Origin of the sequence: Rheinheimera sp. NSM, from assembly GCF_052380015.1 — a bacterium.
Classification (GTDB): domain Bacteria; phylum Pseudomonadota; class Gammaproteobacteria; order Enterobacterales; family Alteromonadaceae; genus Alishewanella.
The window spans coordinates 69,396-82,777 of the sequence record NZ_JBQTCI010000008.1; the positions used below are offsets into that span (position 1 = coordinate 69,396).

General features: G+C 53.8%; 11 protein-coding genes. 7 read left to right on the forward strand and 4 right to left on the reverse strand.

From position 1 onward, the window contains the following. The first annotated feature begins 53 nt into the window (after window positions 1-53). The 5 genes from ACTZWV_RS18135 (at window position 54) to ACTZWV_RS18155 (ending at window position 8,492) form a co-directional block, all read left to right on the forward strand. Complete coding sequence (locus ACTZWV_RS18135; RefSeq protein ID WP_444787897.1) at window positions 54-3,035, forward strand: TonB-dependent receptor; 2,982 nt, start codon at window positions 54-56, stop codon at window positions 3,033-3,035. Window positions 3,036-3,063: 28 nt separating this feature from the next. Continuing rightward, window positions 3,064-5,793: a discoidin domain-containing protein gene (locus ACTZWV_RS18140; RefSeq protein WP_444787898.1), complete on the forward strand. Its 2,730-nt coding sequence runs from the start codon at window positions 3,064-3,066 to the stop codon at window positions 5,791-5,793. A gap of 69 nt (window positions 5,794-5,862) precedes the next feature. After that, complete coding sequence (locus ACTZWV_RS18145; protein ID WP_444787899.1) at window positions 5,863-6,753, forward strand: BadF/BadG/BcrA/BcrD ATPase family protein; 891 nt, start codon at window positions 5,863-5,865, stop codon at window positions 6,751-6,753. A 1-nt stretch (window position 6,754) separates the two neighbouring features. After that, on the forward strand, window positions 6,755-7,513 hold the full coding sequence (locus ACTZWV_RS18150) for a copper homeostasis protein CutC (RefSeq protein WP_444787900.1): 759 nt from the start codon (window positions 6,755-6,757) through the stop codon (window positions 7,511-7,513). Further along, window positions 7,506-8,492, forward strand: a complete 987-nt coding sequence (locus ACTZWV_RS18155; RefSeq protein ID WP_444787901.1) for an isoaspartyl peptidase/L-asparaginase family protein — start codon at window positions 7,506-7,508, stop codon at window positions 8,490-8,492. Before ACTZWV_RS18150 ends, ACTZWV_RS18155 begins: the two co-directional genes overlap by 8 nt. Here ACTZWV_RS18155 and pdxR read toward each other — a convergent pair. Continuing rightward, a complete protein-coding gene (pdxR, locus tag ACTZWV_RS18160; protein ID WP_444787902.1) occupies window positions 8,481-9,926 on the reverse strand; it encodes a MocR-like pyridoxine biosynthesis transcription factor PdxR in 1,446 nt (481 codons plus the stop codon). The two genes, ACTZWV_RS18155 and pdxR, sit on opposite strands and share 12 nt — an antisense overlap. A gap of 87 nt (window positions 9,927-10,013) precedes the next feature. Here pdxR and ACTZWV_RS18165 point away from each other — a divergent pair, with 87 nt between their 5' ends. Next, window positions 10,014-10,412 (forward strand): GNAT family N-acetyltransferase, encoded by a 399-nt coding sequence (locus ACTZWV_RS18165; protein WP_444787903.1) that lies wholly within the window; start codon window positions 10,014-10,016, stop codon window positions 10,410-10,412. A gap of 13 nt (window positions 10,413-10,425) precedes the next feature. Continuing rightward, window positions 10,426-11,013, forward strand: a complete 588-nt coding sequence (locus tag ACTZWV_RS18170) for an FMN-binding negative transcriptional regulator (protein WP_444787904.1) — start codon at window positions 10,426-10,428, stop codon at window positions 11,011-11,013. Between the two features lie 43 nt (window positions 11,014-11,056). On the opposite strand, the gene ACTZWV_RS18175 is transcribed toward ACTZWV_RS18170, so the two are convergent. The 3 genes from ACTZWV_RS18175 to ACTZWV_RS18185 all read right to left on the reverse strand — a co-directional run bounded on the left by ACTZWV_RS18175 (window position 11,057) and on the right by ACTZWV_RS18185 (window position 13,366). After that, on the reverse strand, window positions 11,057-11,581 hold the full coding sequence (locus ACTZWV_RS18175) for a DUF6795 domain-containing protein (RefSeq protein WP_444787905.1): 525 nt from the start codon (window positions 11,579-11,581) through the stop codon (window positions 11,057-11,059). Between the two features lie 52 nt (window positions 11,582-11,633). After that, complete coding sequence (locus ACTZWV_RS18180; protein WP_444787906.1) at window positions 11,634-12,599, reverse strand: lipase family protein; 966 nt, start codon at window positions 12,597-12,599, stop codon at window positions 11,634-11,636. 206 nt (window positions 12,600-12,805) lie between these two features. Then, entirely contained in the window at window positions 12,806-13,366 is a 561-nt protein-coding gene (locus ACTZWV_RS18185; protein ID WP_444787907.1) for a DUF6795 domain-containing protein, read from the reverse strand. Window positions 13,367-13,382: the final 16 nt, after the last annotated feature.

Here is a 13,382-nt window from a genome sequence, read left to right on the forward strand (position 1 = left end):
GAAACTCATTGCTCAGAACAATAGCTAAAACTAAAAAATGAGAGCAACACACTATGTCCTATAACAATAGCTCCAGTAACAATAGTTACAACAAAACGGGGAACACCAGACAGCCTGTACGGCTGCGCAAACACCGGCTGGCGCAGGCGGTTAGCCTGAGTCTGCTATTAACCGCCGGCGCTAACACGGCACTGGCACAGCAAGCTGAACCGGTGGCAGACAACACTGCAGAAGCAGAGATTGAAGTGGTACAGGTGCGGGGGATCCGCGCCAGTATGGCGGAGAATATGGCGATCAAACGTTTATCCAGCGCGGTGGTGGATGCCATTACCGCCGAGGATATCGGTAAGTTTCCGGATAAGAACATTGCCGACTCCTTGCAGCGCGTACCCGGTGTAGTGATCCAGCGCGACGGCGGCGAAGGCTCGACGGTGAGTATTCGCGGCTTGTCGTCCGATCTGACCTTCACCCAGCTAAACGGTAACTTTATTGCATCGTCGCCGGGCGAGCCGTCGCGTTCCTTTGACTACACCCTGCTGCCGTCGGCGATGATCCAAACCGTCGAAGTATTTAAATCGCCGGAGGCACGGCTGGACGCCGGCGGTGTTGGCGGTACCGTACTACTGCATACGCGTAAGCCGTTTGATATGGACGCCCATTCCGGCGTATTAAATGTCGAGTCGACCTATGCCGATGTCACCGACAAATACGAGCCACAGTTTACCGGGGTGTATTCGTGGAAAAACACGGCTGAGAGTGTCGGCCTGCTGGTCGGCTATACCCGGCAAAACCGCACCAGCCGCGTATTGTCGGGTGGCACTAACTCAAATATCTGGCGCTGGAGTGGCGTTGCTGATACCGCAGTAGATGTCAACGGTAACCCGGTGGATAACAATAATAACTGGGCGGCGCTGACCGATGCGCAGGGCAATGTTTACAGCGGCGTTTGGTTTCCGCAGGTGGCACGGGTGGGCGTAACCAAAGAACAGCGCGAGCGCGAAGGCGTGCAATTTACCGGGCAATGGCAGCCCACCGACCGGCTGGAACTGGGGTTTAACTATTTTGGTTTTACCCTGGGCCAGGACAGAACCACTTCAGTGGTGGATATTCCGGAGTGGTCATTAAATCCTAACTTTCTTACCGGCGTGACACTGGACCCTTCCGGTACGGTGATCACCGGCATGGATTATACCGTCGGCGCGGGTGGGGCAGAGAATGACATGCAGTTTCCGTGGATGCGCGGCACCTATGTGCGGGAAGAATCCACCTCAGATACCTTCGATTTTAACTTCAGCTATGAAGGCGACAGCTACCGGCTGAAGTTGGTGGCCGGTAACACCAAAGCCAAAGGCGGCCCGACCGAAAGCTGGGATGCGGCCTTTAAAAGTTCGAACTGGGGCGAAGGCCAGCCGGATATTGAAAACGCGGCGCAATACGCCGGCTGGTCGCTGGGCGATCGGATGTCGATGTATATTGACCCTAACACCCTGACTAATTTATTAGGTGGTGTTGGCGGCGGCCGTGATCCCGGCTCATCTAACTCCAGCTTTGTGCGCAGTACGCTGGAAGAGCGTTACTATCAGCTGGATGTCGATTTTGATGTCGACTGGGGTATCTTCACGCTGATCCGTAGCGGCATAAAACTGCGTGATGCCAAGCTGCACCGCGAAACCGGCAATAACTTTTTTCTGGCGCCGGATTTTGATATCGAAGGCGCGCTGGCCAGTGGCCGCGGTATCGATCAGTTTGACAGCTACCAATGGAACGGCGGCATGCCGTTGGCACAGGATGTACTGAAAGCCAATGGCGAGGGCAATATTGCCGGCGGTTTTAACATCAACCTGATGCCGGTGATCGACTGGGACAAATACCGCAATCTCATTTTAAGTAACTACAAACCCTATACGCGGATTGAAGATAACTTTGTGTACAATATCCGCGAACAAGGTGAAGCCGTTTACCTGCAGGGCGATTTCAGCTTAGGTAACTTCCGTGGTAACACCGGTGTGCGGGTAGTCAAAACCAAAACTACCGGCGAGTCGACCGATTTATACACCTACTTTCTTGATCATACCGACGATGTAACCGGTTTACCTGTTACCGGCGACGCCCGTTTTGTCGAAAACTGGCAGTTAATATCGCAAACCAGTGAAGAAACCTATGTGCTACCCAGTCTGAACCTGGTGTGGGACGCCGGTGACAATTTGGTGGTGCGCGGCGCTCTGGCCAAAGTGATGTCGCCGCCCGGCTACAGCGATTTGGGCAGCCAGGAGCGCATCAGCTTTGTCTCAGATGAATGGGCTGATGATCGCGCCGCTTTTAATACCCAACCGGGTTTTAGCGGCAGTGGCGGCAATAAAAACCTGAAACCCTTTGAATCGGTGCAGGCGGATCTGTCGATAGAGTATTACTACGGCACCGGCTCGGCGCTGGGCATGGCGCTGTTTTATAAAGATGTGGATAACTTTGTCGTGCCGCTGGTAATTGACTCGGTGCGCGATTTTGCCGGCGAACCCGGCGTAGTCGAGCCAGGCCAGATCACCATCAGCCCGTACAGCACTGTAGGCAACGGCTCTAACGCCAAATCACAGGGCGTAGAGCTGTTTATCCAGCATGCCTTTGAAAACGGTTTTGGTGTTAATGCCAACTATACCTACAACAAAACCAACCAGGCCGATGTCGATGTCGACGGTGAAAAATTTGGCGAGTCACCACTGGTGGGCAGTGCTAAGTATCAATACAACCTGTCTGCGTTTTATGAAACCGACGATTACAGTATCCGCGCCTCGTACAACAAACGCGGTGAAACCGTGCTGGGCATTAACAGTGGCTTAAATGTGTATCAGGACCCGTATGATCAGGTCGATGTCAATGCCTCCTATGCGCTGACAGAGCGCTGGCTGCTAAGCGCCTCGGTGATCAACCTGACCAAATCTGAGTCCACCTCCAGATTAGGCAACGACACCGATGCCCGTTTACTCAGCAGCAGCTACGCCGGCCGGCGTTACTACGCTGGTATCACTTTTAATTTTTAAGCCAGGCAGACAAGAGGCAGAACAGATTATGAAAACATTACCACAACGTCAGCTGCTGTGCGCCCTGGCAGCGGCATTAGCCGTGTTAACCGGCTGCGATAGCGGCAAAGACCCGGATGTAAATAACGCACCAACACCGGTGTCTACCTCAGCGCAGCTAAACGCGAGCGCAGTAAAAGGTCTTTTAACCGGCGCAAGCGTCAGTGTCAGTGCATTAAACGGCACTGCAGTATCATCTACTGCGGCGCAAACCGACAGCAGCGGTATGGCCGCTACCACTTTGACATCAGCGCCGGGCTATGCCTTTAGCGGCGTGCACAAGCTGACGGTAACTACCACGGCTGATAGCAGCATGCTGTGCGATCTGAGCCTGTGTGGCGCAGCGGCTTTAGGCACGGAAGTTGGCGCAGACGCGCTGGGGACCGTAGCGCTGAGTAACCTGTTCTGGTTAAAAGCGCCGCTTGGTGCGACAGCCGACGGCACCGCGGATGCCACAGTGCAGGTTAATGCCCTCACCACTTTTGCCGGTCAATTGCTGGAAGCGGCGATAGCCGGCGGCCGTAATGTGTCGGCGCTGGCTACGTTGGAGCCGGCGCAGCTGGAATACTCGGCGCAGCTGCTGCGTATTCTCGGCGTTGACATACCGGCAATCAACCTGATGCAACAGCCGCTGCACAGTGCCGATAACGCAGAAAACTTTGCTCAAAGCAGTAATCAGTTAATTCGCCTGTCCTTTGTTAATGCCGCTTTTGCTCACATTGGTACAGAGGCAACCTTAGCCGATACCTTTGCCGCCGCGGCGGCGCAAGTTACGCTGGCGGCAGATGGTGATGCAGAAGCTGCCACAGCACTGCGCCAGCAACTGCTTGATGCGCTGCAGGGCCATCCGGTACTGGCAGAATTGGGGTTAGCGCCAGACAGCATTATTGATCTTGAGCTGCCGCTGGTAGTGGCAGATAACAGCAGTGGGCCTATTCGTGAATATACCACTGCGGCTTTTTTAACCGGCGCGCAAATAAGCTATCGCGGTGCTATTAGTGACAGCGAAAGTGGTGACCAGGCCTTTGACGGCAGCTTGGAGACCAAATGGCTGGATAATACTGCGGTGCCAACTGCAGAGGCGCCGGCCTGGCTAACGCTGCAGTTTGCCCAGCCGCAAGCTATCAGTATGCTGTCGATTAGCAGCGCTAACGATGCGCCGGATCGCGACCCGGAAAACTTTAACCTGCAGGCCTCCAACGATGGTGAAAGCTGGTTTACGCTGGGGCAGTGGGCCGGTATCAGCTTTGAGCAGCGCTTCGCCGCGCAGGATTTTGCCTTTAACAACAGCCTGCCGTACCGCTATTACCGGCTGAATGTGACAAAAAATAAAGGCGATACTAACTTAATGCAACTGGCTGAAGTGCAGTTATTTGGCCCGGTGTATGCCGAGCAAATTCAGCAAGGTGGCAGCATTAGTGCCCGCGGCGCCATTGGCGATGCAGAGCGTGCCGAGATGGCGTTCGATGGCCTGTTAACAACCAAATGGCTGGATAACACAGCGGTGCCAAGCGCAGAGCAGCCATCCTGGGTGCAAGTGCAGTTTAGCGAAGCAAAGGCTGTTAGCAGCCTGGCGATTAGCAGCGCCAATGATGCACCGGAGCGCGACCCGGAAAACTTTAATTTGCAGGCATCTAACGATGGCGTTAACTGGCTGACACTGGGCGAATGGGCCGGTGAGAGTTTTGACAGCCGTGGCCAGCGCCGGTTATTCAGCACTAACAATAGCCTGGCGTACCTGTATTACCGGCTGAATATCACAAAGAACAAAGGTGATAACAGCTTAATGCAAATTGCTGAAATTGAGCTTATCGGGCCGGCAGTGCCGGCGCTGAACCATGCTTTAACCGCCACAGCGGTAACCTCCAGCGGTGCTATCAGTGACGCCGAAGCGGCCGACTATGCCTTTGACGGTGACAGCCAAACCAAGTGGCTGGATAACACTGCAGTTCCAACTGCCGATGCACCGGCCTGGGCCAGTGTTGCGCTGGCAGAGCCGCAAGCGGTGAATATGCTGGCGCTGGTCAGTGCTAATGATGCACCGGAGCGCGATCCGGAAAACTTCAGCCTGTTAGCATCTAATGATGGCGAATATTGGGTAAACCTGGGGCAATGGGCCGGTATCAGTTTTAACGAACGCGCCGAGCGGCAAACGTTTGCTGTAGCCAATTCGTTGGGTTACGGCCATTACCGGCTGGATATCAGTAAAAACAAGGGTGATAACAGCTTAATGCAGGTGGCCGAAATTGAGCTGATTGGCCCGCAGGTGCAGGCGCAGGATCACAGCGATAATGCCGCAGCGCAAATCAGCGCACGTGCGGCTATCAGTGATGGCGAAGCGGGCACTATGGCGTTTGATAATAACCCAGCAACCAAATGGCTGGATAACGGCGGTGTACCGTCGCTGGAAGCGCCATCCTGGCTGGAAATCAGCTTACCGGCGCCGGTGATCGTGAATACCTTTGCATTGACCAGTGCAAATGACGCGCCGGAGCGCGATCCGGAAAACTTCCGGCTGCTTGGCTCAAACGATGGTGATAGCTGGCAAGTACTGGCTGACTGGGCAGGTGAAAGCTTTGCCGAACGTGCCGAGCGGCGCAGCTTCAGCCTGTTAAACGGTCGCAGTTTCAGCCATTACCGCATTGAGATCAGCAAAAACAAAGGTGATAACAGTTTAATGCAGGTAGCAGAATTTGAGCTGATTGGGCCGGTGCTTTAAGCTGCAGAATGGTTGGTATTAAAAGGCGCGGCTATTGCTGCGCCTTTTCTGATAAAGGTAGTTTGTACGATGTTAACTGTAAGCTCTGCCCTGTTTGCCGGTATCGATGCCGGTGGCAGCCATTGCCGGGTGCGGCTGGAAGATGAAAGCGGCAATTTGCTGGGCGAAGGCCGCGCCGGCGCGGCCAATCTGGGGCTGGGTTGGCCACAGGTTGCAGCCAATGTCCGGCAGGCTTTAAATGCTGCTTTGCAACAGGCCGGGCTGGACAGCAGTGCTTATCCGCGTTTGCATGTTGGCGCCGGCTTTGCCGGTGCCCATCTGGCCGGGTTAAAGGCCACAGCGCTTAACTGGCAGCACCCTTTTGCCAGCTGGCATGTTACCACTGACTTACACGCCGCCTGTTACGGCGCCCACGGCGGCGAGGCCGGCAGTGTGATTATTCTTGGCACCGGCTTTAGTGCTATCGGGCTGGCAGCACAAAGTGAAACGTTGCTTGGTGGCTATGGCTTTCCCATTAATGCTGTGTGCAGTGGTGCCGGTTTAGGCTTACAGGCGGTGCAGGCCGTATTGCTGGCACTGGATGCTCTGGCCCCTGCCACTATGCTGACTGCCTTGTTACAACAACACTTTAATGGCGGCGCTGCGCAAATGGCAGAGCAACTGCTGCAGGCTACCCCGCAGCAATACGCTGAGCTGGCGCCGCTGGTGTTTCAGGCAGCAGACAGCGCTGATGCTGTGGCTACTGGTCTGTTGCAACAGGCACTGGCGTTTATCGCGCAGCTCAGTAGCCAGCTACCGTCCGGCCGTTGTTGTCTGCTCGGTGGCGTGGGGCAGCGCTTACTAACTTACCTGCCGCCGGCGCAGCGTAGCCGCTTTAGTGCGCCGCTGGCCCCCGCAACGGTAGGGGCTATTTATTATGCCCGCCGCCAACTGGCATCTGCGACGCAGAGGGCTGAATAGTATGGCGCAAATTGAAATTTGTCTTGATAGCGACAGCCGTTACCTGACGCAGAATATCCGCACGGTTTGTGCCGCCGGCATCGACAGCATTGAGCTATGCAGCCAGATGGCGCAGCAGGGCTTGTCGGTCAGTGCGGACGCTTTGCGTCAGGCTCGTGCGGCCTGCAGTGCCCATACGCAGCTGCGGGTTATGCTCAGGCCCAGAGCCGGTAATTTTGTCTATTCGCTGCCAGAGCAGCAGCAAATGCAGGCGCAGTTACTGCAGGCAGCAAAGCTGGGCGCCGATGGCATAGTAGTTGGTGCGCTAACGGCAGATGCGCAGCCGGATCTGGCGTTTTTAACGTTGTTGCTGCAGCAATGCCGGCAACTGGGTTTGTGCTGCACCTTTCACCGTGCTTTTGATGCCTGTGCCAGCCCTGCTGCAGCGGTAGAGCAACTGTTGCAACTAGGCGTACAGCGGCTATTAAGCAACGGTACGCCCTGGCAGCAACAGCAAAGCATAGTGCGGGGTGTGCGGCAATTGGCGACGCTGCAGCAGTATATTGCCGGGCGGCTGGTACTGGTGGCCGGCGGTGGGGTTACGCTGACTAATTTGCCGCAGTTGCAGCAAACACTTCACGACAATGCGCAGCTGTGCTGGCATTTGCACTCGGCGGTGTTAACAGAGGGTAAGGTAGATGCCGCTAAGCTTGAGCAACTACAACATTGGCTGACCGAACAAGCTAAACCAAACCAGCAACAAGGAGAGCCGCATGTTTAAACGGCGTCATTTTTTGAAACTCAGCGCTCTGTTCGGTGCCGGTGCCGCGGCATCTGCCTTGCTGCCCGGTTGTGCTGCAGTGACAGCATCGGCGCGTAAACCTGTGGTGATCAGCACCTGGGATTTTGGCCTGCAGGCAAACCAGGTGGCGTTTAATTTACTGCAGCGGGGCCAGCGTGCGGTTGATGCGGTGCAGCAAGGCGTAATGCTGACAGAAGCCGACCCGACCGAGCGCAGTGTCGGCTATGGCGGCCGGCCGGATCGCGACGGTAAGGTTACGCTGGATGCCTGCATTATGGACGAATTTGCCAATATCGGCGCGGTGGCAGCGCTGCAGCAGATTAAACATCCGGTGGCAGTGGCGCGGGCGGTAATGGAGCAGACTCCGCATGTAATGCTGGTGGGCCAGGGCGCGCTGGATTTTGCGCTGGCACAGGGCTTTGTCACTGAGAATTTACTCACGGCAGAGTCGGAGCAGGAATGGCGGCAGTGGTTAAAAGATGCTAACTACCGGCCAATCGTTAATATCGAAAATCACGATACTATAGGTATGCTGGCGCTGGACAGCCATGGCAATTTAGCCGGTGCCTGCACTACCAGTGGTATGGCGTTTAAAATGCACGGCCGGGTCGGCGACTCGCCGATTATCGGCGCCGGGCTTTATGTCGATAACGAAGTGGGCGCGGCCACCGCCACCGGCCATGGCGAAGAGGTGATCCGCGTAACGGGTTCTTTTTTGGTAGTAGAGCTGATGCGGCAGGGCTACAGCCCGCAACAAGCCTGCGAGCAGGCGGTGCAGCGGATTTATCACAAGCTGCAACTGCGCAACGGCAATATTGCCGATACGCAAATTGGCTTTATTGCGCTGAATAAACAAGGTGAATATGGCAGCTATTGCCTGCAACCGGGCTTTAACTTTGCCGTGCAGCACGTGGGCGACAGCCAATTGTATGCCGCGGCAGCATTGCTAAGCCGGTAGCGCCGCTTGTGCCAGTGCGTGCCGGCATAAGACTATCAGCTGTTGCAGCGCAGCAGCTAATTCCGGTTGGCTGCTGTTGGCAATGCCCAACACCAGGCCATAGCGGATCTCGTTGGCAAACAAATAGCGGCTTAGCAGCTGTACTTTAAACTGCTGCTGCGCCAGTTGCTGTTGCAGCGCCACTTCATCCACGGCATGAGGAAATTCCAGCACTAAATGCAGCCCGGCATCTAAGGCATGCAAACGACATTGCGGCAGTTCCTCTTGCAACAGCTGAATGGCAAACTGCTTATTTTGCTGATAATGGCGGCGCATTTTACGCAAATGCCGGCCAAAATGGCCTTCACTGATAAAGTCGGCCAGTGCGGCTTGCGTCAGCAGCGGTACATCGCCATGCACGGCCTGCACTATGGCTGCTGCCTGACGGATCACCTGTTTCGGAGCGACCAGATAACCCAACCGTAAACCGGGAAATAAGGTTTTACTGAAAGAGCCGACAAACAGCACACCTTCGCCCCCCGCTAAGCCTTGTAAACTGGCAATTGGCCGGTGGCGGTACTGATATTCGCTGTCGTAGTCATCTTCGACCAACCAGACGCCGTGCTGCCGCGCCCAGTCCAGCAATGCCAGCCGGTTGGGCAGTGGCATAATACCGCCCAGCGGGTACTGATGTCCCGGGGTTAAGAATAGGGCTTTGGCTTGCGTATTGTCGGGCAGTGCGTTGATATCCGGGCCATTAGCGGAGCTGGCATCCAGATGCTGCACCTGCAACTCGCACAGCTGCAATGCCTGTTTCAGGCGCGGGTAGCCGGGGGTTTCCATTAATACCTGCTGGCCGGCGCGGGCCACCAGCTTAGCAGCAATAAACAGCGCCTGCTGGGCACCGGCGGTGATCAGAATACTCTGCTCATCACAGCTAACCTGACGCGCCTGGCGCAGGTACTGCACCAACGCCTGACGCAGCGGCAAATAACCCAGCGGATCGGCAAAGCCGCTCAGCGCTGTGCGCTGACAATGACGCTGTAACATACGCTGCCAGATAGCATAAGGAAACTGCTGCAAAGCAGACACGCCGGGCTGCAGTAAGCCGGTTACTGCACCGGTTTTATCCGGCAGCGCATATTGCTGCGTAGCCAGTTCCGGTTGTGCGCTGATACTGGCGGCTTCACTGTGAAAGTAGTGCTCCGGCAACACAGCCACCCGGTAACCGCGGCCCGGTAAGCCTTCGACATAACCTTCAGCCACTAATTGTTGCAGCACCTGATTCACCGTGTTACGGCTAAGGTGTAAATCGGCAGCCAGCACCCGGCCGGACGGCAATAAAGCACCGCCAGGCCAACGGCCCGCCAGCAATTGTTGCTGTAACAACAGATACAGCTGCCGGCGCAAGCTGCCTTTACCACTAAGTTGCAAACCATCGGTAACTAAGCGCAACTGGATCCCTTATTTTGTTAAAACCGGTACTTTTTATGGTACCAGTTTAGCCGCTATGCTAACGGCAAAACAAGAAGGAGACAGCTAATGACGGTAGTGTATCAACAAGAGAGCAGTTTTAAGCTGGACGAAATGCTGGCGCTGTATCGTGCATCCGGCATCAACCGGCCAACAGAAGATAGCGCAAGAATGGCCATTATGTTGGCAAGTAGCAACTTACTGCTTACGGCCAGATTGGATGGCAACTTAGTTGGGCTGGCGCGCTGCTTAACCGACAAAGCCTATGTGGTGTATATCTGTGATTTGCTGGTAGATAAAGCATACCAGCAACAGGGTATCGGCAAGGCGCTGCTGGCTGCGGTGCAACAGGCTACCGGACCACAGGTGCAACAATTACTGCGCAGTGTACCGTCTGCCATGCAATATTACCCGCAAGTGGGTTTTACCGCGATAGACAATGCTTTTCATATCCAGCGGCAGTACTGATAAGGAGCCTGCAGTGTATCCACCGGCGTATTACCACAGCGATGACAGCGCGCTGTTGCAGGCGTTTTTGCAACAGCATTATTTTGGCTTATTGCTAAGCCATAACGGCAGTTTAAGCTATACACCACTGCCGTTTTTATTTGACTGGCAAAGCGCCGGCAATAAAGCGTACTGCCATCTGGCGCGCAATAACCCGCAACTTAGCCAACTCGATGGCGCGCCGGTGACTGTTGTTATTCAGGGGCCGCATGCCTTTGTGCCGGCCAGCTGTTATCAGCAGCAACCCGCTGTTTCTACCTGGAACTACGCGCTGGTTGAGCTAAAGGGCACCGCCCGGTTGTTGGACAACGAACAAACGCTGGCACTGGTAAGAAAGCAGGAAGCATACAGCGCACCGGCCATGGCTCAAGCGGCGGACTACCAGCAAAAGCTGGTTAAAGCGATAGTGGGGGTAGAGATTAACCTGAGCAGCGTAACCGGCCGCTTTAAACTATCGCAAAACAAAGCAGCGGCAGAGCAGCAAGCGGTAATAGCTTATTTGCAGCAAACCGAACAGCCGGCGACGGTGTGGCAGATGATGCAGCATGCTGGAGCAAGCTAGCTAATCTGACCGATCTCGCTCAAAAGTTGCGATAAATTTGCTTTTAATCTGGCCAGCGGCAAATGCTAAATGTGCTATGCGGGAAGTCAGGCTTTTCTATATTAGGGAATGCATGCTCCAGCTCTTCATCGCTAAGCTCGCAGTTGAGTGCAGCTAAGCGCTGCACTATAGCTTGCTGTGGCTCGATACTGGATGTATTCAGATACCAAAGCACGAAAGTTTTACCATGATAAACCAACGATATAACTTGCCGGATTTTAGATTGATCTAATTTATTTGCAGGCTGGCGCGACTTGATATGCTTCTCAGCAAAATAAAACCGTCCCTGCTCATCGGTGGTCGCTTCTTCGTTGTAAGCATTGTCATAGTCTAATTCGCGAAACACTTTTATTCCTGGTAAAGGCTTACCTTCTAAAGTGATATTGCCTTGCACTGCAGGCGATAGATGCACATTGTATTTTTTAAACCAGCTAAACATATTTGCTCTAACTTCTAAGGAGTATAGAAGGACTGATATTACAGACAGCCACACTAAGAACTGCGACGTTTTGTTGAAATGTTTTTTCATTTCTGGCCGGTTGAACAGGCCCGGATGTCGGCGACTACCGGGCCTGGATGGTTTACATAACGCTGTCAATGGCTTCACGGGCGGTGCGGTAGAGAGCACCTAAAGTGACATCAAATACCCAGCGGATAAATTTAAATGATAAATCGGCGACAGTGGAAACTGCCTGACGGGCAAACACTAACATGTGGCCAAGCAAGCCCTTGGTTTGCTCTGCCAGCTTGGTTGATGCTTTAGCCACTGCTTCCAGAGTTCGGGCGAGCATATCGTAGAACGTTAAACTGGTACCGATTGCGGCTTGTGCCATCACTGCAGTGTAATAGCCGGCATCTTTTAATAGTGTAATTAAACCAGCGCTGATTTTTTCAGCCCAATAGTTCGAGAAAGAAGCTTGGTGACGGCTATCGTATTTTAGCCTCACCGTCGCCAGATTCAGCGATGATCTCCGCTGAAGGCTACGCCAGCTGCCACTGTTGGCTGTATTCAAATAGCCCGGAGTTGCGGCTTCAGCCATTTTATGTGCAGCAAAACTGATACCCTGGCCCGGCGCCAGTAAAACTTCTTCGCCCTGATAAGGTGCGTGCACAAAAGGCCACAATGGCACCATTGGTACAGGGTCGGCAGCATGGGTGCAGCGGAAAATACGATCTATATTGTTTGAGGTTTTCAGGGCAAAACCATCAAGTCCGACACGCGGGGCGCCAAAGGTGTATAAAAACACTTTATTTTTATAGCGTCGCTTTACCCAATCTGCTGTGATATGGGCTAAGGCGCCACCTAAGCTGTGGCCAACGCAATGTACGGTGCCGGTTGAGCTACGCGCCAGCAGTGGGGTCAGCGTGCTTTCCAATGCCGGCTTCATGCTTTGGAAGGTTTTATTAAAGCCCGCATGGATCAAAGAGTTGTTATCGCCGCCGGTTAAACCGATATGCGCATCAGTAATACCATCACTTAAGCTGGCGGTGCCGCGAATAGCTACTACATGGTCGCCATCGTATTGGCTTTTACCTTTACCGATCATCGCAAATCCGGTCGAGCGATTCAGCATTCTTGCCAAAATACTACCAGATACGCCTCGTACAGGCCCGTTGGATAAATCGAAACTGAAAGCGTTTCTTATTTCTGGTGCGGCATCGACATCATAGCTGCCGGAAGAACCCGGCGTTTTAATTTCGTAAGCCAAAGCTGCTAGCTTCACTGCCATTGAAGGGGTAAGTGTAGGCACGATTACTTCCTCTCTTGTCCAATAATGTGAGTTTCTGTTTCAAATGTACAAATCCCCGAAACTACATGAGGATGAGCAGGATGTTCCTGGTTTTCCAGGTCATAAATCATGTCTGGGTTTGACAAGTCGCAGCGCAGGCCATTTAGCAAACTGTTTATCGTCTTTGCCGGCTCTGTGGTGCGATTAGTAAAGCGCCACAAGATATGGCGTTTACCGTTATGATCCAAAAATAATACCTGACGGGTAAAGGTTTCGAGCAGGCTTCCGGGCCGGCTTGAGCGGATGTTTTTCTCGTCAAAAGAAAAATTCCCCTGGCTATCGGTTAAGGCATGATCAAGATATTCTTTGTCATATGTCAGCTCGCGGAACACTTTGATGTTAGCGACGGGGTTGCCGTTAAAGCTAATTTTACCCTGTACTGCGGGTGATAAATGCACATCGTATTTTTTAAACCAGCTAAACATATCTGCCATAACCTGTTGTGAGAAAACAATAAATACCAGAAAACTCAGCGCTGCGGCCAACAGCAGCAATGGCTTTCGCCTGAACATAAAAGTAGGCATGCGGGGCTCTGCTGAA